We start from the raw sequence: 23,483 nt of genomic DNA, 5'->3' as shown, positions 1-23,483 counted from the left end.
TCCTTTCCCACCGGGAAGAGACAGTCGCAAGCAGGAACGCAGATCCACCGCTACAGCCTTTCTTTATTACTCAGCTCTTTCCAGTTGAGCCAGAGACGCATATCAAATTCGAGCTGATGATAATCGGGATCCATATGGCAGCATAATTGATAGAACGCTTTGTTATGCTCTTTCTCTTTAAGGTGCGCGAGTTCGTGAATCACGATCATCCGCAGAAAATCCTCCGGCCCGTCGCGGAACAGGGTCGCAATCCTGATTTCATTACTGGACTTTAACTTACTGCCCTGGACGCGGGAAACGAAGGTATTGGTACCCAGCGTGCCTTTAATCGGGTTCTGTTTGTTATCGTACATCACCCTGGAAAGCGCGGAAGCATTTCTCACATAGCGCTGTTTAAGCTCGGAAACGTACTGATAGAGGGCTTTATCGTTCTGCACGCTGTGGCCGCCCGGATACTTTTTATCCAGCCAGAGGCCCAGCTTGCCCTGGTCAAACAGCGTCTGTACCTGAGCAATAATGTTGGAGGGATAACCGTTCAGATAGCGTAACTGAGTCATAATGCCGCAAGCGTAATAAATTTCCCCGATTATAGCCGGTTAAGACGGCGATTGAACATCGCGCCGGACCGCAGCGCCCTCAAAGCTGAGCCATTTTCCGCCCGGCTTTAACGCTAACCGCGCGCTGCCTGCAAGAAAAACGTTTACTGTCAGCCCGTTTTAGGGGATAAAACGCGGGAATTTTACCACGCCGGAGATCCCATGAGCCAACTCGAACTGAGCCACCGCACGCTGACGCTGCACCGTTTTCCCCAGATGCGCGAAGAGAGTCCGTTGCAGGCATGGGATGCAGCAGATGAGTATCTGCTCAGCCACCTTGCTGAAACCCCGGCGAACGGACCAACGCTGATTTTCAATGATACGTTTGGCGCCCTGGCCTGCGCGCTGTTTGGCGAAACGCTCTACAGCATCAGCGACTCCTTTATCGCTCACCAGGCCACGCGGCAGAACCTGGCGCTGAACGGCATGGATGAAGGTGACGTACAGCTGCTGGACAGCCTGGCCGCGCTGCCCGTTTCACCTGCCCGCGTACTGATTAAAATCCCAAAAACCCTGGCGCTGCTCGAACAGCAGCTTCGCGCGCTGCGCAGCGTGGTGACGCCGGAGACGCAGGTCATCGCGGCGGGTAAAGCGAAGGATATTCACACCTCAACCTTACAGCTGTTTGAGCGCGTATTGGGTACCACCCGCACCTCACTGGCAGTAAAAAAAGCGCGGCTGATCTACTGCACGCCAACGCTGCCAGCGCTGCCAGATTCCCCGGTGATTAACAGCTGGCCGCTGGACGGCACGCCCTATCAGATCCACAACCATGCGAACGTTTTTGCCCGCACGGGCCTGGACGTCGGTGCCCGCTTCTTTCTGGAACATCTGCCGGATGGGCTGGAGGGGGAAATCGTGGATCTGGGCTGCGGCAACGGTGTGATTGGCCTGATGGCGCTGGAGAAAAATCCCGCCGCCGAGGTGCATTTCCTTGATGAATCCTGGATGGCGGTCGCCTCCAGCCAGATGAACGTGGAACTGAACCGGCCACAGGATCTGGCGCGAAGCCATTTCGGCGTCAATAACGCGATGGCGGGTTTCCCTTCCGATCGCTTACATGCGGTTCTCTGTAACCCGCCGTTCCACCAGCAGAGCGCGCTGACCGATCATATCGCCTGGCAGATGTTCCGTGATGCGCGGCGCTGTCTGCAATATGGCGGCGAACTGCGCATCGTCGGCAACCGTCATTTAGATTACTACCGCAAGATGAAAAAACTGTTCGGCAACTGCACCACGCTCGCGTCGAATCAGAAGTTCGTCATCCTGCGCTCGGTTAAACTGCGCTAGTTTTCAGCCTTATCGCCGTCTTATCCATGAGAATCGCTGCTGATAGCCGTGGCTGAAATGGGTGTTACGGCGATAGCTCGCCTGCGCTTCCGCCATGCAGTAGGTACAGATCCGACTCATCTCAATCTGCGCTTCCGGTACGCCTTCGCGCATTGCCATCCGCTTCACCAGCAGCGGTAAGTCGAACCAGACGCCCTGGGTCGTGCCGCTGGCCTGCGCCCGCACGGCACGATCGTTAGCGGGCTGCCGTTCAGTAAAATGCATCATCCCGGTCAGGTTGAGCGGATCTTCCCGCTGCATCTGCGTAAGCTGCGTCTTACCCAGTTCATAGCAGCATGGCCCGATTGAAGGACCGATGGCGATCATCAGGTTCGCTGGCGATGCACCGCGCTCACCCAGGCGATGAATGGCATTGATGACGACGCCTTTCAGCGCGCCGCTGAGTCCGGCATGTACCGCCGCCACCTGCTGCGTTTGCGTATCGGCAATCAGTACGGGCAGGCAGTCTGCGGTATAGACCGCCACGGGACGGTTATCGGTGGCGATCAGGCCATCCGCTTCCCGGCTTTTTACCGGCAGGGCGTCACTCGCCAGCACGACGGTAGCGCTGTGGCGCTGGTGGTTATAAATCGCCTCTTCGGGCGGGCGTTCTCCCGCGGGCAGAAAAGCGTGATCCAGCCACTCAAGACGCGACAGTAGCGGGGAAAAGTAAGGCTGAGGCATCAGAAGGTCCTTATTAGCAAACGGCATGCTAACAATGTCTGCACATTATGCCTGGCTTGCAACCTTTTTAAGCCCAGCCGCCCGTCAGATTTCAAGCGCCAGCCGGGTTCCCTGCGCGATTGCGCGGCGGGCGTCCAGTTCGAGCGCCACATCCGCCCCACCGATAATATGCACGCTTTTGCCTGCCGTCCTCAGCGGATCCGCCAGCGCCCGGTTAGGCTCCTGTCCGGCACAGATCACCACGTTATCCACGCTTAGCTGCATGTCGGCGCCTTCCCGACGGATGAGCAGGCCGTTGTCGTCAATCTTCAGATACTCCACGCCACCCCACATCGCCACGCCGTGCATTTGCAGACTGGCGCGGTGTATCCAGCCCGTCGTTTTACCCAGGCCCGCGCCCGGCTTGCCCGCTTTGCGCTGCAGCAGCCAGATTTGCCGTTCGGCATGAGGACGCTGGGGCTCGGTCAGCCCGCCGGGACGCTGGAGCGTCTGGTCTATTCCCCACTGGCGGCAGAAGGCATCCACGTCCAGGCTGGTGGCAGGGCCGTGCTGGCTGAGATATTCGGCGGTATCGAAGCCGATACCGCCCGCACCGATAATCGCCACGCGCTGTCCCACCGGTTTTTTATCGCGGATCACCTCCAGATAGCTGAGCACCGAAGGGTGATCGATACCAGGGATAGCCGGTACGCGCGGCGAGACGCCGCTGGCGAGGATAATCTCATCAAAGGCCCGCAAGGCTGATACGGTGGCCCATTCTCCCAGTCGCAGAGCGACGTTATGCAGCTCAAGCTGACGGCGAAAATAGCGCAGGGTTTCACTGAACTCCTCTTTGCCGGGGATCTGCCGGGCGACGGTGAACTGGCCGCCAATCTCCGCAGCACTATCAAACAGCGTGACGTTATGTCCCCTTGCGGCGGCGTTTACGGCAAAGGCCACGCCCGCAGGTCCCGCCCCAACGACCGCAAGCTGTTTTGCCCGTCCGGTTTTGACGATGGGCATTTCTGTTTCATGGCAGGCGCGTGGATTGACCAGGCAGGAGGTGATTTTGCCGGCAAAAATCCGATCAAGGCAGGCCTGATTGCAGCCGATGCAGGTATTAATCTCATCGCTGCGGCCCTGCTGCGCTTTGCTGACAAACTCCGCATCGGCCAGGAAGGGGCGCGCCATCGATACCATATCCGCGCAGCCCTCATCCAGCAGCGCCTGGGCGATATCGGGATGATTGATACGGTTAGTGGTGATGAGCGGCAGGCTGATGTGTTGGCGGAGCTGTCGGGTCACCCAGCCAAAGGCGCCTCGCGGCACTGGCGTGGCAATCGTGGGCACTCGCGCCTCGTGCCAGCCGATGCCGGTATTGATCAGCGTGGCCCCTGCCTGTTCTATAGCCTGCGCCAGCCGGAGAGTCTGCGCCAGCGTGTTGCCTTCGCTGACCAGATCGAGCATAGAAAGCCGGTAGATCAGAATAAAATCGTTCCCGACCGCTTCGCGTACCGCGCGGACGATATCAACAGCGAAGCGCATTCGCCGCACTTCGTCTCCTCCCCATTCATCCTCACGCTGGTTGGTCCGGGCGACCAGAAACTGATTAATCAGATAGCCTTCTGAACCCATAATTTCCACGCCGTCGTAGCCCGCCTGCCTGGCAAGTACCGCGCAGCGCGCAAAATCAGCAATCAGCGCGAGGATTTCGTCGTGGCTCAGGGCATGAGGCTGAAATGGGTTAATGGGTGCCTGTAGCGGGGAGGGCGCGACCAGCTCAGGCTGATAGCTGTAGCGGCCCGCATGCAAAATCTGCAGGGCGATTTTACCGCCCGCCTGATGGACCGCTTCGGTGATTTCGCGGTGATGTGACAGCTGGTCGGGATGATTCAGCACCGATGCCCCGGCCATTACTACGCCTTCTGGCGAAGGAGAGATCCCACCAGTGACGATCAGCGCCACGCCTGCCGCCGCCCGCTCAGCATAGAAGGCGGCCAGTCGGCGTGGGCCATCGGGGTGTTCTTCCAGGCCGGTGTGCATGGAGCCCATCAGAAAGCGATTTTTTAACTGGGTAAAGCCCAGATCCAGCGGAGAGAAAAGGGAAGCGCTCATGGGATCCTGCTGTCAAGTGGTCGGATGAGTATCACTTTAGCGATGAATGCGGCTTTCTCAACACCGCAATTGCGGGAGTGTGATGCGATCCCGGTTTTCGCTGGGACAGGTTTCTTAAAGCGATACGGCAGGAATTTCGTCTTTCCATCATTAAATAGCGAAAAATAAAGCGAACGCATTTTTATTGAACAATAGCGCTCAATTGTAAAGTTTTTTAAATGAACCGTTTTAACCCTGACGATAATTGATAACGAAAGTGATCTTTTAGAATCCAGATATTATCAGGGTTCACAGAATAAACAGGGATAATTACCCCTTCTGTTGCAAGGGTGTTATGAGAGGTGGGTATTAAAAGAAGACGGATGTCTTTATTTTTCCAGCGCTGTTTATGACAAAATTAATTATATTGACACCAGGTTATGTAACTAAAGTTACTGGTTTAAGTGATTAATTTTAAAGAGTTTTTAATGGAAATATTATTATTTATAGGAATTTGTTATGAATGAAAATGAGGTGATGGCAAAAAGAAGGTGGAATGGAAAGTATATTTAATAAAAATTACAATTTCCGTTCAATTGCAGCCACCAGGAAAACTCCTAATCACTCTGCTGGCACTAAAATGTCAGAACTTATTTTATTTCTTATGTGCATACTAAAAACGGAGGCTTTACCTCTGTCTATTCCATTTATCCTATTTGGCGCTCAGGTTTATTCCTGTTGTCCTGAGAGAGAGGCTCTATTTTGACGACTTTAAAACCTCTGTTAGCGAAAAACCGCAGTTGGGCCTTACAGCGCCGCCAACGCGATCCAGAATATTTCCAGCAAAATGTGCATTCCCAGAAACCGCACTCACTCTGGATCGGCTGCTCAGACAGCCGCGTCCCAGCCGAAGTCCTGACTGGCGCCCATCCTGGCGAGCTGTTTGTACACCGTAATATCGCCAATATGGTGGTCAGCGGCGATGATAACTTTATGAGCGTCCTGCAATATGCAATCGACTATCTGAACGTTTCGCGCATTGTACTCTGTGGACACTACGGCTGCGGTGGCGTGCAGGCGGCCGTTTCGCTGCCGGATATTCCTCTCTCCGGTGAAAATTCCCCTCTGGCACGCCGCATTACGCAACTGCGCGAGGCGCTGGCGCCGGGGCTGGCTGAAACCCGTGATACCACTGACGAAGGCGAGCGCCTTAACCTGCTGGTTGAGGCAAATGTGCTGGCGCAGTTCGGCCATCTGATCCAGACGGCACCGATTCTTAACGCCTGGCGTTCAGGCCGGGAGCTTGACGTTTTTGGCTGCGTATACGACCTGCATACTGGTCATCTCAAAGAGCTTATTCAGCATAATTCAGAGGGAAATTTATTATGAACTTAAGCACGCTTCGTCAGGATATTCCCGCCGGACTTGTCGTCTTTCTTGTCGCCCTGCCGCTGTGTCTGGGTATTGCCCAGGCCAGCGGCCTGCCGCCCTTTGTCGGGTTGCTGACCGGGGTCATCGGCGGGCTGGGCGTTACCACCTTCAGCCCCTCTAAGTTTGCCGTCAGCGGGCCGGCAGCCGGACTGGTAACTATAGTGACTGGCGCCATCGAAACGCTGGGTTCATTCTCCGCGCTGCTGCTTGCGCTGATGATTGCGGGCGTGCTGCAATTTCTGTTAGGCGTGGCGCGCGCCGGACGGTTCATCACTCTGGTACCTGGCACGGTGATTAAAGGGATGCTGGCGGCGATCGGTATTTTGTTAATTATTCAGCAAATCCCCGTTGCACTCGGTGTTTCTGAAGGAAACGATCTGGGCACAATGTTAACGGGGAACGCTTTCAGCGTTTCACTACCCGCCATCGCGGTTGCCGCCACTGGCCTGTTTATTTTGTGGTTCTGGACTACCCCGACGGTAAAAAACAGCAAGGCGTTAAGCTGGATACCTGGCCCGCTGATGGCAGTTCTGTTTGGCTGCATGGTGACGCTGATTGGCGGCGCCTTTTTCCCTGGCATGATCGGCAATCTGACGCGCATCGCTTTGCCCGAATTCGACAGCATTCAGGCGCTGACCGGCGAGATTGAGCGGCCAGACTGGGCGGTATGGCAGAATCCGGCGGTCTATGTGATTGCGGTGACGCTCGCCATCGTTGCCAGCCTTGAAACCTTACTGAGTCAGGAAGCCCTGAAAAAACTCCGTCCGCAGAATCCGCCGCCTTCTCCCGATAAGGAGATGCGCGCACAGGGGATCGGTAACCTGCTGAGCGGCTTTCTGGGTGGGCTACCGATCACTGCCGTGATTGTCCGTAGCTCCGTTAACGTCAGCGCGGGCGCACAGAGTAAAATTTCCATCCTTATTCATGGCGTGCTGTTGCTGGTGTGTGGTCTTTTCTTCAGTAACTTGCTGAACGCCATTCCGCTGGCCAGTCTGGCGGCGGTGTTGCTTTATACCGGGTACAAGCTGGCCGCGCCCCGGCTGTTCGTTGAGCATTTTCGTCAGGGGGCCCAGCAGTATGTTCCGTTTCTGGCGACAATTGGTGGAATCCTGGTGTTTGGGATGCTGGCAGGGATCGGGATTGGCCTGGCAACGCAGATCCTGTTTAGCATCTACAAAAGCCACCGCAATGCGCTGGTGCTGACCCGCTATGACGATCACTTTGTCCTGCGCTTCCAGCAGAACCTGACCTTTATGCATAATCCCCGCCTCAAAAACTTACTGGAAGAGATCCCGGAAAACAGCGTGGTGATTGTCGAACATGACAATGCCGAATATATCGATCCCGATGTGAAAGCGGTGCTGGCGGACTTTGGCGAAGGCGCGCGCAAGCGCGGCATTGTTCTGAACCAGTGGCCGGTTAAGCTGGCGCCGGCCTGAGACTGACTTCCCTTTCCCGTCCAGTGAGGTACCGCCCGGTTATCGCGGTGCCGTCAGACGTCACTCCAGCGGGCAGGAAAGGGAAGCGTTAAAGTTTCAGGATCGCCATTTATCTTCTGCTGTCCGCCATCCGTGCCTTTTCAACGTGATGCGTTGTGTTATGCGCCTCAGAGAGCGAAAGAACCGCAGACCGGCAGCGCAACGTCTTTTTATCATTCCTATTGCCCTATGAGTTTGTGACGACAAACGCATCACTCACGCTGGTTGACGCTTTCTGTTACGCGTTGTCAGTACTCAGCCATTGCAAAACGCATTATGCGTTCTATGCTACGGGGGCAAAATTGCAGTGATTAAGGGACATTTATGAGATTCAAAGGCCTGACAAAGGGATTTTTTATCCTGATCCTGGTTATCGTGACGGCAGCTTTTTTCGATGTGTTAGGGCCCTATTTCTCTCCGGTACTCTGGGCTGCCATCCTCGCCGTGATTTTCCATCCGATGAAGACCCGCCTCAGGATATACCTTGGCGAACGAAACGGCCTGGCATCGATCCTGACGGTTTTCGTGATCTGCATGATCGTATTTACGCCGCTGGCGATTATTGTCTCTTCAATGGCGATTGAATTTAACGTCGTCTATACCAAGCTGCAGAATAACAACACCCAACTGCCTGTTGTGCTGGCGGATGTCATGCGGCATCTGCCGGACTGGGCGAACAGTTTTCTGGCTGAACACGATCTCAATACGGCGGACAGTATCCAGCAGAAGCTGTCGCAGGTCGCGCTTCAGGGTGGGCAGTATGTGGCAGGAAGCGTCTTTCTGATCGGCAAGAGTACCTTCAGCTTTACCGTCGGGTTTGGCGTGATGCTCTATCTGCTTTTTTTCCTGCTGAAGGATGGTTCCTATCTCGTCAGCCTGATTCTGGAAGCGCTGCCGTTATCAAAGTATGCCAAACATCACCTGTTTATGAAATTTGTGGCGGTTTCACGTGCAACGGTGAAAGGCACCGTCGTGGTGGGGGCAGTGCAGGGAACGCTGGGCGGGATCGCATTTTACTTTGCCGGCATTGAAGGAAGCCTGCTGTGGGGCGCCCTGATGGGTTTCCTTTCGTTGATCCCGGCAGTGGGTTCCGCCATTGTCTGGGTTCCGGCAGCGATTTTCCTTTTTGCCACGGGCATGATGTGGAAAGCCATCTTACTGATCGCCTTCTTCGTGATAGTGGTCGGTATGGTGGATAATATCCTGCGTCCCATTCTGGTCGGTAAAGACACCAAAATGCCGGATTACCTCATTTTGATCACCACGCTGGGCGGCATGGAGATTTATGGCATCAACGGTTTTGTTATCGGTCCGCTGATTGCGGCGATGTTTATCGCCTGCTGGAATCTGCTGTCCGGTCGCGATCATCAGGGCAACAGCGATGAGATCGACGAGGAATTTATTGAGGAAGGGAAGCACCACCCGGAGAATTAACAAAACGATTCCCCGCTTCGTTACGGTAAAAGCAGCCATCCGGCTGCTTTTATTGTTCTTAATAACGTGTCGGCTTCGGGAACAGGCTCGCCCGTAAGACACAGGAGCTCGCTTCTGACCGGCTGAGCCGTGTCGTCCATGGCACAGGACGCTTTATTCCCCGTCTCTCTACGCCTCCCGCGCTCCGTCGTCACTCTCGCTGACGAGCCAGATAATTGCGTTTCAGCCGCTTTTTTTACGATATTTTTACGGCGGGCAGGGTTTAATAGGACGGCAGGATTTTATGTCAGAATTCCCCTAACCGGAGCCGTGCTGTGCAATTTACACCAGTCATTAACGTTCACCGTTTGCGGGTGGTGACGCACCTCTGTGGCTTTTTGGTGCTTCTTTACAGTTTTTCCATGTTGCCACCCATGCTGATCGCCCTGATCGATAAAGAACGCAGCTACCTCGCTTTCCTGACCACTTTCCTGACCTTTTTTACGCTCGGCGGCGGGGCCTGGCTGTCGACGAAGCATGCTGGTATTCAGCTCAGAACCCGCGACGGTTTTGTGATCATTGTGCTGTTCTGGCTGCTCTTTTCCGTCATCAGCGCCATGCCGCTCTGGCTGGATGATGCTGTGGGGCTGGGCTTTGCCGGTGCGTTGTTCGAGGGGGTTTCCGGGATTACGACCACAGGAGCCACGGTAATCGGTGACGTCAGCGCGCTCCCGCATGCCTATCTCTACTACCGGGCGCAGCTTAATTTTATCGGCGGGCTGGGCGTCATCGTGCTTGCGGTCGCCGTGCTGCCGCTGCTGGGGATTGGCGGTGCCCGACTTTATCAGTCAGAAATGCCAGGCCCGTTCAAAGAGGAACGCCTGACGCCGCGGCTGGCGGATACGGCACGCAGCCTGTGGCTCACTTATCTGCTGCTGGGGCTGACCTGTTCCATGGCCTATATGCTGGCCGGTATGCCCGCATTTGACGCGCTCTGCCACGGACTTTCGACCGTCTCACTGGGCGGTTTCTCTACCCGTAGCGAGAGTATCGGCTACTGGAACAGCCATGCTATTGAGCTGGTAGCAGGCATTTTTTCACTGCTCTCGGCGATCAATTTTACCGTCTGGTTTGTGGCCTTTACCCGGCGTACGTTGCAGCCTTTCCGGCAGAATGCCGAGCTGCGCTTCTTTCTGCTGATTACCGCGATCGTCGTGCTGATCGTCGCCTGGCAGATCTGGCACGCCGGGATGTATAACCTAACCGGCAGCCTGATACATGCTTTCTTCCTGACCAGTTCGATGATCACCGATAACGGTCTGGCAACCAGCGATTACGCTAACTGGCCAGCGCACACCATTATGCTGCTGCTGACCACCAGTTTTTTCGGCGGTTGCGTGGGCTCTACCTGCGGCGGGATTAAGGCGCTGCGCTTTCTGGTGCTGTTCAAACAGAGTCGCCAGGAGCTGCACCAGCTCTCGCATCCCCATGCGCTGCTGAGCATCCGCATTGGCGGCAGCGTGGTAAATGAACGCATTCTTCGCTCGGTATGGAGCTTCTTTTTTCTCTATATCCTGTTCACGATTTTTTTTATCTGGGCGCTGAACGTGATGGGCTATGACCTGATGACGTCGTTCGCCACCGTAGCGGCCTGTATCAATAATATGGGGCTGGGGTTTGGCGAAACTGCGTCCACTTTTGGCACGCTGAGTGATGGTGCCAAATACCTGATGTGCGCGGCGATGATACTGGGACGGCTGGAGATCTATCCGGTGCTGATCCTCTTCTCACGCTTTTTCTGGCGGGCGTAGTACAACATTGCAACATGCCGTTGGGCATCCGCTACTTTTTGTGTTTGATGTAAATGCGTATAGCGCAGGGCGAGCTTAGAAAAGGGTATACCTTCTTAAGGTATGCTGGTCGAAACTGAAATTGTTTACGTCTGGCGTCACTAGCCTGTTACAGGAGATAGCGCAAACTGCGCCAGATTCACATTTCCTGCCAGCGTGGAGTTATATCGCCACTATTTCACCACCAAAACTGACCGCGAAATAACGTGATAATTTGAGTATTGGTTTTAGATACATTCGTAAAGAAGCGGCAGGGAGAAAGTATTTCCGGGGCGTCGGGAAAGGGGGCTTGCTGATAACCCCCATAAAGCGCGGTGTCTGCCTCAGTTACCAGCTAAGGCTGGTCTTGCTGACTTTCAGATTCTGATTGTACATCATATTAATGGTGGAGTAGCTGCACGAGTCAGGGCCACCGTCGCAGTAATCGCTGATAACCTTATCCAGAAGCTTGCGGTCTGTCGCCTGGGTGAGATGTTTGAAGGCTTTAAGGTTCGTTTTTTCCATCATACGTAAGGTGGTGGGCTGGCACATATCCACCGCACCCTCACAGTAATCTGCGGCGACGTTTGACTGAATATAGTTAATCACTTGCTGCTGCTGTGCGGCGGAATTATCAAAGTCCATCGGATGGATAAATGCGGCATGCGCAGTGATGGCGGTCAAAAAAAGGGCTGCCCCTAAAGCGATTCTCAACGTACTGTCCCCCAGAAATTTTAATGCGCGTAAGATTAATCCTATTTGCATGAAAAGTGAACCCTTCGTGTTAAGAAAATTCTTAGTGTATGCAGCCTTAAAGCGGCACGATGCTCGTTAAGTTATCAGTATGTAAAACAGATGGTTGCCTTCTGAAGCGACATTTTTCCAGACAGATAATGATAAAAGATTGATGAGATCGACTCACTGAGGGAGATGGCCTAAGAGTACAGAAGTAACCAGTTATCTGCTCTGCTGAGCTGCCTTCTGCACTAACAGAGCGTCAAGCTGGAATGGGTCGCTTATGTAACATAAGCAACGATCATCATTTTTGTTAAATGAAGTAAAAGAGCCACTGTAAGATCAGGTTTTCTGGTGGCAGCCGGGACTGTCAGACAAAGTACAGATAGTGCAAAAGATGCCCCTGGCAGGTTCACTTGTTTGATATGACTGAATGGGCCGATAAAGCGTTTTTCCTCAGGCCGGACAAAGACCCAATTCTCCCTTGTCATGATAACTTCATCAGAGAGCTAGTCATGATCGAAAGCGTGCTTATGGCAGTGCAAAGACCGGCAGACACAGTGAGCGGAGAGAAAGTAGCGAAAAGATTCAGGCTGATGGAATCAGGGCAGTGACATCCGTGGGCAGAACACCAGAAAGCAAAAACCCGCCGTAAGGCGGGTTCTTTAAATAATGGTGCCGGACTCGGAATCGAACCAGGGACACGGGGATTTTCAATCCCCTGCTCTACCGACTGAGCTATCCGGGCAACGGGGCGCATTAAACTGGATTATCCATTGCTTTCACCAATGGATAATCTTTAGCGAATATTCCAATTTACTGTTTCTTTAAACAAAAAGTGATTGGCTTTTCTCAAGGGACGGTCTCGACGTTTCTCTCAGAACTCTGCCATCTGGCAGATGCTATAACTCTGCATCTCTACGAAAGATAATGTTATACCCTATTAATAAATCTATTAATTTCCCTGATGGCAATCACATTAACCCATCTGAAATTGTTCATTTACTCCTTAAAGACAAAGTATTAGACTCCTTAATCCACATATATGATAAGGGATTATCGAAAATGGCTATACCGGGTAACATGTGGTTGTACGATGATGGTGGCGCACTTATCAAGGGAGGATGTGATGTTCAAAATAGAGAATCTAGCATTGAGTTTAAAGGATTCCATCACAACCTGAGTATCCCTACGGATAATGCTACGGGTAAGCCTACTGGCACACGTCAGCATTCACCGATGCTCATTATTAAGGAGTTTGATTACTCAAGTCCCTATCTGTACAGGGCGGTGGCTACCGGGCAGGCACTGCAAAAAGCTGAATTAAAGTGGTACAAAATTAATGATGCTGGACAAGAAGTTGAGTATTTTAACATGCTGCTTGAAGGGGTTCGCATTGTGTCCGTATCGCCAACAATGGCTGCACCCGCTGACACCAATAATAACCACCTCGAAACCGTAGAAATGCGCTACGAGAAAATCACCTGGAAACATTGCGACGGTAACATTATTTTTGCAGATGCCTGGAATGAGCGCCAAACGGCGTAGCGGGGTGGGAATGGGTACCATTGATGAGAGAAACAGGACATACGACTACCATGGACACGCTAATGTGACGTCCGGCGAACTGTTTGACCTGATCTTCATTGAGCAGCTTGCAGATGCATTAGGGATAACCACTGAAGCTGCCAGTATGGTTCTGATTGGCCAGCCATTCATCCCGGTTTCAGGAAAGCTATCAGCCGCCACTAACACACCAGGTACGAGTGTAGCCTCTATCCTGTCAAGAAAGCTTTTGGGGGATACTCGTTTCCCGTTCGGACTCAGGCTGGGTGCACCTATGGGTAAACTGTCAAAACTAAAAATGGTTCCTACCAGCAAAATAGCAACCTTCTTAGGCCGCTGGGTTCCGTTTGTAGGTTATGCTGAATTAATAATCACAGTTCAGCTTGTTGCTATACGTACGCGCCAAAAATACAATCTGATTGCTCGTCCGAAAGATCGTATACAATGGACTTCATTCTAATGGGCAGAGATTACGAAAAAGAAGTTATCGGGTACATCATGGAGCGTTATCCTGTGAGAACGAGATGGTTTAAACCCGAAGTTAAGCAGGTCACTAAGGAATGGTCCTTACTCGATGACTTTCAGTTTGTACCAGAAGATGCACATGATTTTTTATCAGACTTGTTCGGGCATTTTGAAATTGAACATTCAAACTTTGATGGTAGAAACTACTTCGAATATGAATATCCATTTTGGCAAAAGAGACCTTCGCCGGCACCAGAAGTCAAACCGCTGACTGTTGCGATGATTATCGAGTCTGCAAAGGCGGGTCGGTGGTTATATGACTGAAAAGGCAGGGAGGTCACATCATTATTTTTCTTAATAGCCTCCTGCTGGCATACTCAAGGGTTTACTCAGCAGGATTTTATTATGAGCTGCTTATACCATAAAAGTTAATAGCAATTGAGACTTAAAACTTCATGAGGTTTCTGGCTGGACTGATGATTCTCTTTAATATAGCTGCGCGTGCTACATAATTAAATATTGACGTCCGTAATGCCGACTCATAATTATGAGGGGGAGTTATTATGGTGGGTTTATTTTGATGCCCGTTCAATGATCTGTTTAGTTAGCGTTACCGTCAGACTTTAACTCTCTGGCGCTTCGTTTTATGTCTTATATTCGGGGACAATTTCATAGCTGATTCTTAAGGCCCTTAATACCAGCCTGGCAATATCTTTGCCAAAATTGGCCCGTAACGCATGTTTTATCTCTTCTGTTTGGGAGGAAATAGTGAGGGTAAAACTGAACTGTTTAAACAGACCCGTTGGTGCTCTGGAGTGTCTGAGGCAGTGACTGTTACGTTTTAGGTAAAGGGAAGTTAACCCCTGAATTTCCCGAGTCATAATCCCTTAAAGACCAGCAGAATACTGCGCAATGCAAATTATCCGTTTCCCGCGCTTTCACATCATTATCAACAACCAGACATGAGATAAACCGTAACTGACCGTCGCAGGAAAGTAAGAAACAGACTCGACAGAGGGTGTTGAACTCTCTGAAGGTAAAGAATAGCCAGGAAAGCAAAGGGAAATGTAGCAGGCAAATAACGTGATCTAACTATCAGCAATCTACCAGAACGCCAGGAAGCAAAAACCCGCCGTAAGGCGGGTTCTTTGAATGATGGTGCCCGGACTCGGAATCGAACCAAGGACACGGGGATTTTCAATCCCCTGCTCTACCGACTGAGCTATCCGGGCAACGGGGCGCATTAAACCTTACTGGTCGCGGTGCGTCAATGCCTTTATGACTGAAACGTTACCGATTGCACTCTTTTCCATCAACGTCTGTGAAAACAGCGAGTTTACTGAACAATCAGGCGGATTTCCGTTCTTAAGAATGGCCCGCGGCCTCTGTTCAGAATCGCCTTTTTTATTGACCAGAACTGTCAGAAAGAAGAGAGGATAGGGGGCATTCATCTGGGGGCATTGGCAACGATAACGGTTTTCTTAACGTCATTATTGGTAAAACGCTACTACTGGTAATCAACAACACAACTAAGCTTAATCCCGCCGCCTTCCTCCTGTTTCGTTACCTTGAATCCCTTACTTATAAGTGCCATCATTGCGGTCATTCTCACCAGCGTTGTTGAGGTCGCTACGATGAAAGCCACGCCGCTGCTTAACAGCCTTTTTCCCCGCCGGGTTTTTCCACGGCAAAAAATCGTCTCTGCCCGCCCTGATTTCACCTGCTTCACCGTGCGGTGAGGTCTGTCCGGCGCCTCACTTTTGGCCATGCGTAAAAGCAGATCCCATCTGATTTTACTGATGTCTGGCGGTTGTGGCTGAAGCGTCTGTCGCTCAACTCTCCTCCGATACCGTTCGCCGGATAAAGGCCGTGGCCTCTGTCCATGCTGTGCCTCTGGCACCCGCTCATCCTTGCCACTTAAGGATTTGTGATATGACACCTCTGAAAATTGCAGCCAGTAACGCCGTCGCCATCCATCTGCAGACCGGGCGCGAAGTCGTAACGCTGGATAATACTGACTTTACCGATGTTGCCGCGGTCGTGGTCTCTGTTCCGGATTCGCGCAGCGGCGTGCTGGCGCTGCTCCGGCATACCGGCTTTAACCTGCCAGTTTTTATCGCGCTGGATGCGCCAGAACAGGCGCAGGATCTGCCGCAGGTAACCGGTTTGCTTACCGGTGAGCCTGGCGATGCTGCGCTGCTTGAAGCCGCTGCCGCTGAATATCAGGCGGGGCTGCTGCCGCCGTTTTTCCAGACGTTGACCAAATATGTTGCGATGGATAACAGTACCTTTGCCTGTCCGGGTCATCAGGGCGGCGCGTTCTTTAAAAAGCATCCGGCGGGGCGTCAGTTCTTCGACTTTTTTGGCGAGAACATCTTCCGGGCTGATATGTGTAATGCGGATGTGAAGCTGGGCGATCTGCTGATCCATGAAGGCTCGGCCAAGCACGCGCAGAAGTTTGCCGCCAGGGTCTTTAATGCCGATAAAACCTATTTTGTGCTTAACGGTACTTCCAGCGCGAATAAGGTGGTGACCAATGCGCTGCTGACGCGTGGAGATTTGGTGCTGTTCGATCGCAATAACCATAAATCAAACCACCACGGCGCGCTGATTCAGGCAGGCGCCACGCCGGTCTATCTGGAAACGGCCCGCAATCCGTTCGGTTTTATCGGTGGGATTGATGCACACTGCTTTGATGAAAGCTGGCTTCGTGAGCAGATTCAACGCGTCGCGCCCGATCGTGCTGGCGAAGCTCGTCCTTTCCGTCTGGCGGTGATACAGCTCGGCACTTATGACGGCACAGTCTATAACGCCCGGAAAGTGCTCGATGCCATCGGTCATTTGTGTGACTACATTCTGTTTGACTCCGCCTGGGTTGGCTATGAGCAGTTTATTCCGGTAATGCAGGCCTGTTCACCGCTCTTGCTCGAACTGAATGAAAACGATCCGGGCATCTTTGTTACCCAGTCGGTACACAAGCAGCAGGCGGGATTCTCTCAGACTTCGCAGATTCACAAAAAAGATAATCATATTCGCGGACAGCAGCGCTTTTGCAGCCATAAGCGGCTCAATAACGCGTTTATGCTGCACGCCTCCACCAGCCCCTTTTATCCGCTTTTCGCCGCGCTGGATGTGAATGCCCGAATGCATCAGGGCGAGGCAGGACGCCGGCTGTGGCATGAGTGCGTCATGCAGGGGATTGATACGCGTAAAGCCATCTTACAGAAGTGCGGGATGATCAAACCTTTTATCCCGGATGAGGTGGACGGCAAACCCTGGCAGGAGGCTACGACCGCTGAGATTGCCGCTGATACGCGCTATTTCAGCTACGCGCCAGGGGCCGACTGGCACGGCTTCACCGGCTATGAAAAAGACCAGTACCTGGTCGATCCCTGCAAATTATTGCTGACCACGCCGGGCATTGATGCCGTCACCGGCCACTATGCCTCCTTTGGCATTCCCGCGACGATCCTCGCCAATTATCTGCGGGAGAACGGCGTGGTGCCGGAGAAATGCGATCTCAACTCGATCTTGTTTCTGCTCACGCCTGCGGAAAGCATGGAAAAGATGGCGCACCTTGTGGCAAGGCTGGCGCAGTTTGAGCAGCATATAAAAGAGGATGCGCTGCTGCGCGATGTGCTGCCGACCATCTACCGCAAAAACCGGGCGCGCTATGAGGGCTACACGCTGCGCCGCCTGTGTCAGGAAATGCACCAGCTCTATGTCAGCCATGGCGTGAAGGATTTACAGAAGGCGATGTTCCGCCAGGAGAGCCTGCCGGAGAGCGTGATAAATCCCCAGGACGCCAACAGGGAGTTTATTCGCGGCAATGTGGAACTGGTGCCCATTGCTCATGCGGAAGGGCGTATTGCGGCCGAAGGCGCGCTGCCTTATCCGCCAGGTGTGCTCTGCGTGGTGCCGGGCGAGCGGTGGGGCGGTGCCGTACAGCGCTATTTCCTGGCGCTGGAGGAGGGACTGAATCTGCTGCCCGGCTTTTCGCCTGAACTACAGGGCGTTTACGCTGAGGCGGATGCCGCCGGCGTTAAGCGCCTTTATGGTTATATGATCAGATCCTGATGAGTAACCTGAGCCGGCGCTGCCGGCTCCTCCATTTAGCGCGCAGGCAGTACACCCGCTTCTTCACGCGCCTGACGGACAATGGCTTTGGCAATCCATTTACCAATGTCCTCCAGCTGTTCATTGTCGCAGCCCCAGATATCTTTCATCACCAGAAAGATCTCCGAACCGTAAACCAGCGAAAGCGACTGAACCACCCGCTGCACCATCTCTGGCGGGAGTTCGGCATTCAGCGGTTCAACGACATGTTGCAGCAGCGCTTTACGGTTTCCCCGCACCAGCTTCTCTTTTTCCGGTTTATCGGTGGCTTGCGATTGTGCCCACTGGGTCAGCGAGAGATGCAGTGCCGCCCGCAGCGTGCCTTCATGTGCCAGCATACGCGGAAAGGCAAAGGTCAGTAGCTCATCAATGCGTTCTCCCACCTCTTCGCGGGTGGGCCGCCAGCTTTTAATCGGACTGAGCGTTTCCGTCACAATGGCGGAAACCAGCGCGCTCTGGGTCGGAAAATAGCGATAGGCCGTTGCGCGGGAAAGCTGTGCTTCATGCGCCACCTCGGTAATCGACGGGAACGCGCCGCTGTCGAACATTTTCATTGCAGTTTCAATCAGTAAACGACGCGTTCTCGCACGTGTGGCGGTCAGTGTTGTCACCCCAGCGGAATCCCTTTGCTCCACAGTAACCTCATTTTTACGGTTAATTTGGCTTAAAATTCAAGCAATTGACGGACGGAAGTATGGTCAACTCGCGCAGCTTCCGTATGACCTGACGAGCAGGACTTAACTGTAAGCATAGCCAACTTCCCTGTGAGACACACATTCCATTCAATTGATTTACCATTGATTTAGGTGATACTGTTATCTCAAAGCGATGAGCGCAAGCGATACTTCGACGTTATTAACTTTTTTACTTGTGCTTAATCAAGTCTTTATTGCGTCTTATAACAGGGTGTTGTGATGACTATGAGTCCAGGTAGAGGGTTTATCTACGCCGTGGCAACGGCAGATACTAAAGCGCGGGAACTGTTTTTTATCAGTGAAACGGTGGCGGAAACGGGCGTTGAAGTGGTGACGGTTGATCTTTCAACCCAGCCCGGCAGACCCTCCGGCGCTGATTTTCCGCCGGAACTGATCGCTGACTTTCATCCTGAAGGTCGTGGCGCGGTCTTCTGCGACGACCGGGGCAGAGCGATCGACGCGATGGCGCTGGCGTTTAAGCTTTTCCTCAGTCAGCGGCGCGATCTTCTCGGCGTGATTGGCCTGGGCGGCTCGTGCGGCACGGCGTTGATTACGCCGGCGATGCAGGCACTGCCGGTGGGGGTGCCAAAAGTGATGGTCTCGACGATGGCTTCTGGTGACATTTCGGGGTATATCGGTGCCAGTGATATCAGCATGGTCTATTCCGTTACCGACGTCGCCGGTCTTAACCGCATCTCGCGCCGCGTACTCGGCAATGCGGCCAACCAGATTGCTGGCGCGGTACTTTTCCAGCAAGAGGAAGATTTTTCAGATAAGCCCGCGCTGGGACTGACCATGTTTGGTGTGACCACGCCCTGTATTCAGCAGATCAGCGCTGCGCTGGAGGCGGATTACGACTGTCTGGTCTTCCACGCCACGGGCAGCGGCGGCAACGCGATGGAGAAGCTGGTGGAGAGCCGCATGCTTTCCGGCCTGCTGGATCTGACCACTACCGAAGTGTGTGACCTGCTGTTTGGCGGTGTCCTTGCCTGCGACGACACGCGCTTTGAAGCCCTGGCGAAAGCCCGCATCCCCTGCGTAATCTCCTGCGGCGCGCTGGATATGGTTAACTTTGGCCACGCCTCTACCGTGCCGGAGAAGTATGCCGACAGGCTCTTCTATCATCACAATGCTCAGGTCACGCTGATGCGTACCACGCCGGAAGAAAACGTCGCTATGGCGCAGTGGATAGCCGCCAGGCTCAACCGCTGCGAAGGTGATGTCACCTTTCTGATCCCGGAAAAGGGATTTTCGGCGCTGGACAGCGAAGGCCAGCCGTTCTGGTCGCCAGAAGCGGATCGGGCATTTATTACCACCCTTGAAGCAGAGTTGCTGCAAACGGACCGCCGGAAAATTGTCCGGCTGCCCTGTAATATTAACGATCCCCAATTCGCCGAAGCTGCGGTGAAGCACTTCCGGGCGCTTGCGGAGAAGGAGTTCTGAGCATGGCTTTTACCCGTCAGGAAATAGTGAAAAAATTTCAGGCAATGATTGCGCGTCGTGAACCGATTATCGGCGGCGGCGCGGGCACCGGACTCTCCGCCAAATGCGAAGAGGCTGGCGGCATCGATCTGATCGTCATTTACAATTCAGGGCGCTACCGGATGGCAGGACGCGGCTCGCTGGCCGGGCTGCTTGCCTATGGCAATGCGAACGAGATCGTGGTCGATATGGCCAGAGAAGTGCTGCCCGTCGTCAGTAAGACGCCGGTGCTGGCAGGCGTTAACGGTACGGATCCGTTTTGCCAGTTCGATCGTTTTCTCGATGAGCTGAAGGCGATGGGCTTTTCCGGCGTGCAGAACTTCCCGACCGTCGGCCTGATTGACGGGAATTTCCGCGCCAATCTGGAAGAAACCGGCATGGGTTACGATCTGGAGGTGGAGATGATTCGCCTGGCGCACCAGAAAGATTTGCTGACCACCCCTTACGTCTTCAGTGCGGAGGACGCGGTCGCAATGACAGAGGCGGGCGCGGATATCATCGTTCCGCATATGGGGCTGACCACCGGCGGCAATATTGGTGCGGAAACGGCCTTTAAGCTGGCGGATTGCGTGGGGTTAATCAATGCCTGGGCGGCGGCGGCGAAGGCGGTACGTGAGGATGTTATCGTTCTCTGCCACGGCGGGCCGATCGCCAGTCCGCAGGATGCGGAGTACATCCTGAGCCACTGTCCGCAGTGTGACGGTTTTTATGGCGCAAGCTCAATGGAGCGTCTCCCTTCCGAAATCGCCCTCACTGAAACAACGAAGCAATTCAAAACGATCCGGCGTTAATCTTTGTCAGCGTCAACAATGTTTTCCGGCGGCAGGCTTCACTCTGCCGCCGGGTAGAGCAACAGAGGGCAAGAAAAACGGACAGGCTCTTACTGCAATGCTTCCACGGCGACGTTCAGGTAACGCCATCCCTGGCGTGATCTGGTTTTCCTGCCCCGGTGATGTTTTATCGCTTTAGTAACGGTGATAGCTCTTCTGTGCGGTATTAACCTTATAAAGGTAGCGACGTGATTCCGCGGAAGGGTGTTTCTTCGTCAGCGTCTGATAAACCTCAGAAGGTGACAGATCGTTAATGACGTTAAAAGCCTTATTCCGGTTGCTGGAGAAGACCTTCAGCACGCTGCCCGCCCCGCCGTTATAGGCAGTAATCACCGCATAGCGGCGCGAGGTTGGATCGGTAATGCCGGCGAGATAGCTCGACTGCAGCAGCGACAGATACGCCGTACCCGCATCGATATTATTTTCCGGATCCAGCAGATAACTGCGGCTTGGCTTGCCCCATTTGCCTTTCATGCGGAACACATCCACGCCCGCGCTGTGCTGCACGACCTGCATCAGGCCAAGCGCATCGGCATGGCTGACCGCATAGGGGTTAAAGCTTGACTCGATCTGCATGATCGCCAGGATCAGCGACTGATCCACGCCATATCTCGCCGCCGCCTGGCGTACCATCGGCAGGTATTTATGCGCTCGCTTGTCCAGATGGTTAGGCACCATCGGGATAGTGACGGACCAGATCACATGCAGGCCTGAAGTGCGCCGCTGGAGCTTATTCTGGATCAGATAGTCGGCGAAGCTTGCCGCGCGGCCCTGCCAGCGGATCGGCTGACCGGTATTGTCCAGCACCTGGCCGTACAGCAGCGGCTCTTTGCCAAGCTGGATGTCGTTCGCATCCGAATAGAGATCGACGTTCCCCGGATCTTCACCGATCAACAGCGTGGTGATAATCGCCTGACGCAGGCTGGCGGTAGGGTTAGTTCCGGCTATGGTCTCGATGGTAATCGAACCCGCATCAAAGTTGATGTGGCTACGGGTGAAGTACTGATCGCTGTACTTCACATAATCTTTGGGGCCGGCGATCAGCACTTCATTCATGCCCCAGATATTTTCGATATTGTGGGCAAACTGGCCCATCAAAATGTCAAAGCCGTTGGTGTCTTTCACCCACTCCTCATGAAAGAGCGGTTTTTTGTTGCTGGAACAGGAGATTAACAGCGGCGCGATGACCAGCAGGCCTATCAGTTTCTTATTCATTGTGTCGTGCTTCGCCCAAATTGAGAGGGCCTCATTCCGGAGGCCCAACGATTATTCTTCTGGCGGGGTGTAACCTTCGATATGAACATCATGGCCTTCGAACAGGAATTTCACCATCTCCTGCTCAAGCAGCTTCCGGTCTTCCGGGTTCATCATGCTGAGCTTCTTCTCATTGATCAGCATGGTCTGTTTGCTCATCCACTGTGCCCAGGCTTCTTTGGAAATCTCGTTATAGATGCGCTTGCCCAGTTCACCCGGGTAGAGCTGAAAATCCTGTCCTTCAGCATCGCGTTGCAGGAACGTGCAAAAAATGGTTCTGCTCATGACTTTTCCTCTTCTGTTGCGCCAATGCTCAGGGCGCTCTGTTGCGGGTGACGCAGCTGCTGTAACAGGCGTTCCACCGGGGCGGCCAGCCCGACGGACTGTGGTTGCGCTAAGTTATACCAGAGACCGGCGCCTTCATCCATGGCCGCACCGGCGGAAAGCAGCGGTAGCCACATTGGCACGATATCGAGATGAAAATGGCTGAAGGTATGGCGAAAGGCGATGCCCTGCTGCAGCGCACCGGCGTCGAGCCGCTTCTCGTTCAGCCACTGCTCCAGCTCGGGCTGAGTGGCGAACTGTGGAAAACAGAACAGGCCGCCCCACAGGCCGACGGGAGGACGCTGCTCCAGCCAGACGTGATTCTCTCTCTGCATCATCAGCAGCCAGCCGGTGCGCACAGGCAGCGTCTGTTTCGGTTTTTTGCCTGGATAGCTGGCCCAGCTGCCGCTGGCATAGGCGATGCAGCGGGACGATAGCGGACAGATCTCACATTTTGGCTTCGAGCGTGTACAGACCATGGCACCCAGATCCATCATCGCCTGATTGAACTGGCTGACGCCTTCAGCGGGCGTTACCGCTTCGCTGATCTGCCACAGGCGGTTTTCCACCTCTTTTTTTCCCGGCCAGCCTTCCACGGCATAGCAGCGGGCAAGCACGCGCTTTACGTTGCCATCCAGGATGGGGAAATGTTTGCCCAGCGCGAGGGAGAGAACGGCACCCGCAGTAGAGCGTCCTATGCCCGGCAGGTCGGCAACCTCTTCGAAGGTTTGCGGGAAAATTCCGCCATGCTTATCCGCAACGCATTTAGCCGCTTTGTGCAGGTTGCGCGCCCGTGCGTAATAACCCAGCCCGGTCCAGAGATGCAGCACTTCATCCAGTGGCGCATCAGCCAGATCGGTCACCGTAGGAAAGCGCGCCATAAAGCGTTCAAAGTAGGGGATAACCGTAGTCACCTGGGTTTGTTGCAGCATCACTTCGGAAAGCCAGACTTTATAAGGCGTTTTTTCCTGCTGCCAGGGCAGCGTTTTACGCCCGTAGCGCTGATACCAGTCCAGGACCTGGCTTGAGAACGGCGGCGCTTGCATCATGGTCAAGAGAGTTCCCGAAGAATAAAAATCAGGCTGGGATTCCAGCACAGACCAACTATGCTGTAAACCGGAAGTTTTCGGGGCTTGCTTAACAGCTGTAACATTGCATAATGCCCGTTTTCCAGATATTGCAG

General features: G+C 53.7%; 19 protein-coding genes and 2 tRNA genes. 11 read left to right on the top strand and 10 right to left on the bottom strand.

Annotated elements, in window-relative coordinates; genetic code table 11:
* Nucleotides 1-50 precede the first annotated feature (50 nt).
* Nucleotides 51-557, bottom strand: a complete 507-nt coding sequence (locus EA20_RS0105230) for a M48 family metallopeptidase (RefSeq protein ID WP_024965832.1) — start codon at nt 555-557, stop codon at nt 51-53.
* A gap of 201 nt (nt 558-758) precedes the next feature.
* Here EA20_RS0105230 and rlmG point away from each other — a divergent pair, with 201 nt between their 5' ends.
* Nucleotides 759-1,886 (top strand): 23S rRNA (guanine(1835)-N(2))-methyltransferase RlmG, encoded by a 1,128-nt coding sequence (gene rlmG / locus EA20_RS0105225; protein WP_024965831.1) that lies wholly within the window; start codon nt 759-761, stop codon nt 1,884-1,886.
* Between the two features lie 9 nt (nt 1,887-1,895).
* Here rlmG and EA20_RS0105220 read toward each other — a convergent pair whose 3' ends face one another.
* Entirely contained in the window at nt 1,896-2,609 is a 714-nt protein-coding gene (locus tag EA20_RS0105220; protein ID WP_024965830.1) for a polyphenol oxidase family protein, read from the bottom strand.
* An 84-nt stretch (nt 2,610-2,693) separates the two neighbouring features.
* The gene (locus EA20_RS0105215) at nt 2,694-4,703 is read right to left on the bottom strand and encodes an FAD-dependent oxidoreductase (RefSeq protein WP_024965829.1); all 2,010 of its coding nucleotides are present in this window, start codon (nt 4,701-4,703) and stop codon (nt 2,694-2,696) included.
* Nucleotides 4,704-5,444: 741 nt separating this feature from the next.
* Between EA20_RS0105215 and EA20_RS0105210 the strand changes: the two genes are divergently transcribed.
* From EA20_RS0105210 to EA20_RS0105195, 4 genes are all read left to right on the top strand, one after another.
* Entirely contained in the window at nt 5,445-6,071 is a 627-nt protein-coding gene (locus EA20_RS0105210; RefSeq protein ID WP_024965828.1) for a carbonic anhydrase, read from the top strand.
* Nucleotides 6,068-7,552: a SulP family inorganic anion transporter gene (locus EA20_RS0105205; protein WP_024965827.1), complete on the top strand. Its 1,485-nt coding sequence runs from the start codon at nt 6,068-6,070 to the stop codon at nt 7,550-7,552. Before EA20_RS0105210 ends, EA20_RS0105205 begins: the two co-directional genes overlap by 4 nt.
* A 363-nt stretch (nt 7,553-7,915) precedes the next feature.
* A complete protein-coding gene (locus EA20_RS0105200) occupies nt 7,916-9,025 on the top strand; it encodes an AI-2E family transporter (protein ID WP_024965826.1) in 1,110 nt (369 codons plus the stop codon).
* A gap of 314 nt (nt 9,026-9,339) precedes the next feature.
* Nucleotides 9,340-10,815, top strand: coding sequence for a TrkH family potassium uptake protein (locus tag EA20_RS0105195; RefSeq protein ID WP_024965825.1), 1,476 nt, complete (start codon nt 9,340-9,342; stop codon nt 10,813-10,815).
* 366 nt (nt 10,816-11,181) lie between these two features.
* Here EA20_RS0105195 and EA20_RS0105190 read toward each other — a convergent pair whose 3' ends face one another.
* Nucleotides 11,182-11,517: a hypothetical protein gene (locus EA20_RS0105190; protein WP_038381489.1), complete on the bottom strand. Its 336-nt coding sequence runs from the start codon at nt 11,515-11,517 to the stop codon at nt 11,182-11,184.
* A gap of 724 nt (nt 11,518-12,241) precedes the next feature.
* Nucleotides 12,242-12,316 (bottom strand) — tRNA-Phe (locus tag EA20_RS0105180).
* Between the two features lie 317 nt (nt 12,317-12,633).
* Here EA20_RS0105180 and EA20_RS0105175 point away from each other — a divergent pair.
* Genes EA20_RS0105175 through EA20_RS0105165 form a run of 3 tightly spaced genes read left to right on the top strand, consistent with a single transcriptional unit; the run spans nt 12,634 to nt 13,923 of the window.
* Nucleotides 12,634-13,116, top strand: a complete 483-nt coding sequence (locus EA20_RS0105175) for a type VI secretion system tube protein TssD (protein ID WP_024965822.1) — start codon at nt 12,634-12,636, stop codon at nt 13,114-13,116.
* A gap of 10 nt (nt 13,117-13,126) precedes the next feature.
* Entirely contained in the window at nt 13,127-13,594 is a 468-nt protein-coding gene (locus EA20_RS0105170) for an STM2901 family protein (protein ID WP_024965821.1), read from the top strand.
* Complete coding sequence (locus EA20_RS0105165; protein ID WP_038381488.1) at nt 13,594-13,923, top strand: DUF1493 family protein; 330 nt, start codon at nt 13,594-13,596, stop codon at nt 13,921-13,923. The genes EA20_RS0105170 and EA20_RS0105165 overlap by 1 nt, the downstream gene beginning before the upstream one ends.
* A gap of 832 nt (nt 13,924-14,755) precedes the next feature.
* On the opposite strand, the gene EA20_RS0105160 is transcribed toward EA20_RS0105165, so the two are convergent.
* Nucleotides 14,756-14,831: transfer RNA gene (locus EA20_RS0105160), tRNA-Phe, on the bottom strand.
* Between the two features lie 700 nt (nt 14,832-15,531).
* On the opposite strand from EA20_RS0105160, the gene EA20_RS0105145 reads away from it, so the two are divergent.
* Nucleotides 15,532-17,676: an ornithine decarboxylase gene (locus EA20_RS0105145; protein ID WP_024965817.1), complete on the top strand. Its 2,145-nt coding sequence runs from the start codon at nt 15,532-15,534 to the stop codon at nt 17,674-17,676.
* Nucleotides 17,677-17,711: 35 nt separating this feature from the next.
* Here the strand turns inward: EA20_RS0105145 and EA20_RS0105140 are convergent, their stop codons facing one another.
* Nucleotides 17,712-18,350 (bottom strand): TetR/AcrR family transcriptional regulator, encoded by a 639-nt coding sequence (locus EA20_RS0105140; protein ID WP_024965816.1) that lies wholly within the window; start codon nt 18,348-18,350, stop codon nt 17,712-17,714.
* A gap of 285 nt (nt 18,351-18,635) precedes the next feature.
* Here EA20_RS0105140 and EA20_RS0105135 point away from each other — a divergent pair, with 285 nt between their 5' ends.
* Entirely contained in the window at nt 18,636-19,853 is a 1,218-nt protein-coding gene (locus tag EA20_RS0105135) for a Tm-1-like ATP-binding domain-containing protein (RefSeq protein WP_024965815.1), read from the top strand.
* Nucleotides 19,854-19,855: 2 nt separating this feature from the next.
* Nucleotides 19,856-20,683, top strand: coding sequence for a phosphoenolpyruvate hydrolase family protein (locus EA20_RS0105130; RefSeq protein WP_024965814.1), 828 nt, complete (start codon nt 19,856-19,858; stop codon nt 20,681-20,683).
* 174 nt (nt 20,684-20,857) lie between these two features.
* Here EA20_RS0105130 and mltC read toward each other — a convergent pair whose 3' ends face one another.
* From mltC to mutY, 3 genes are read right to left on the bottom strand one after another with little or no spacing between them, the layout of a single operon-like run.
* Nucleotides 20,858-21,937 carry a membrane-bound lytic murein transglycosylase MltC gene (gene mltC, locus EA20_RS0105125; RefSeq protein WP_024965813.1) on the bottom strand — a complete coding sequence of 360 codons (1,080 nt, stop codon included), beginning with the start codon at nt 21,935-21,937 and terminating at the stop codon, nt 20,858-20,860.
* 51 nt (nt 21,938-21,988) lie between these two features.
* On the bottom strand, nt 21,989-22,261 hold the full coding sequence (locus tag EA20_RS0105120) for an oxidative damage protection protein (RefSeq protein ID WP_024965812.1): 273 nt from the start codon (nt 22,259-22,261) through the stop codon (nt 21,989-21,991).
* Nucleotides 22,258-23,346: an A/G-specific adenine glycosylase gene (gene mutY / locus EA20_RS0105115; RefSeq protein WP_024965811.1), complete on the bottom strand. Its 1,089-nt coding sequence runs from the start codon at nt 23,344-23,346 to the stop codon at nt 22,258-22,260. The genes EA20_RS0105120 and mutY overlap by 4 nt, the downstream gene beginning before the upstream one ends.
* Nucleotides 23,347-23,483 lie beyond the last annotated feature (137 nt).

Source organism: Pantoea sp. IMH (assembly GCF_000599885.1).
In the GTDB taxonomy this organism is placed as follows: Bacteria; Pseudomonadota; Gammaproteobacteria; order Enterobacterales; family Enterobacteriaceae; genus Erwinia.
Note: the sequence above shows the minus strand (reverse complement) of the source record. Positions and strands in the feature narration are given on the sequence as shown.

What these genes read in the sequence shown, in the direction of transcription:
- EA20_RS0105230 (WP_024965832.1), bottom strand. Translation starts at nt 557, where the DNA reads ATGACTCAGTTACGCTATCTGAACGGTTATCCCTCCAACATTATTGCT.
- rlmG (WP_024965831.1), top strand. Translation starts at nt 759, where the DNA reads ATGAGCCAACTCGAACTGAGCCACCGCACGCTGACGCTGCACCGTTTT.
- EA20_RS0105220 (WP_024965830.1), bottom strand. Translation starts at nt 2,609, where the DNA reads ATGCCTCAGCCTTACTTTTCCCCGCTACTGTCGCGTCTTGAGTGGCTG.
- EA20_RS0105215 (WP_024965829.1), bottom strand. Translation starts at nt 4,703, where the DNA reads ATGAGCGCTTCCCTTTTCTCTCCGCTGGATCTGGGCTTTACCCAGTTA.
- EA20_RS0105205 (WP_024965827.1), top strand. Translation starts at nt 6,068, where the DNA reads ATGAACTTAAGCACGCTTCGTCAGGATATTCCCGCCGGACTTGTCGTC.
- EA20_RS0105200 (WP_024965826.1), top strand. Translation starts at nt 7,916, where the DNA reads ATGAGATTCAAAGGCCTGACAAAGGGATTTTTTATCCTGATCCTGGTT.
- EA20_RS0105175 (WP_024965822.1), top strand. Translation starts at nt 12,634, where the DNA reads ATGGCTATACCGGGTAACATGTGGTTGTACGATGATGGTGGCGCACTT.
- EA20_RS0105170 (WP_024965821.1), top strand. Translation starts at nt 13,127, where the DNA reads ATGGGTACCATTGATGAGAGAAACAGGACATACGACTACCATGGACAC.
- EA20_RS0105165 (WP_038381488.1), top strand. Translation starts at nt 13,594, where the DNA reads ATGGGCAGAGATTACGAAAAAGAAGTTATCGGGTACATCATGGAGCGT.
- EA20_RS0105145 (WP_024965817.1), top strand. Translation starts at nt 15,532, where the DNA reads ATGACACCTCTGAAAATTGCAGCCAGTAACGCCGTCGCCATCCATCTG.
- EA20_RS0105135 (WP_024965815.1), top strand. Translation starts at nt 18,636, where the DNA reads ATGAGTCCAGGTAGAGGGTTTATCTACGCCGTGGCAACGGCAGATACT.
- EA20_RS0105130 (WP_024965814.1), top strand. Translation starts at nt 19,856, where the DNA reads ATGGCTTTTACCCGTCAGGAAATAGTGAAAAAATTTCAGGCAATGATT.
- mltC (WP_024965813.1), bottom strand. Translation starts at nt 21,937, where the DNA reads ATGAATAAGAAACTGATAGGCCTGCTGGTCATCGCGCCGCTGTTAATC.
- EA20_RS0105120 (WP_024965812.1), bottom strand. Translation starts at nt 22,261, where the DNA reads ATGAGCAGAACCATTTTTTGCACGTTCCTGCAACGCGATGCTGAAGGA.
- mutY (WP_024965811.1), bottom strand. Translation starts at nt 23,346, where the DNA reads ATGCAAGCGCCGCCGTTCTCAAGCCAGGTCCTGGACTGGTATCAGCGC.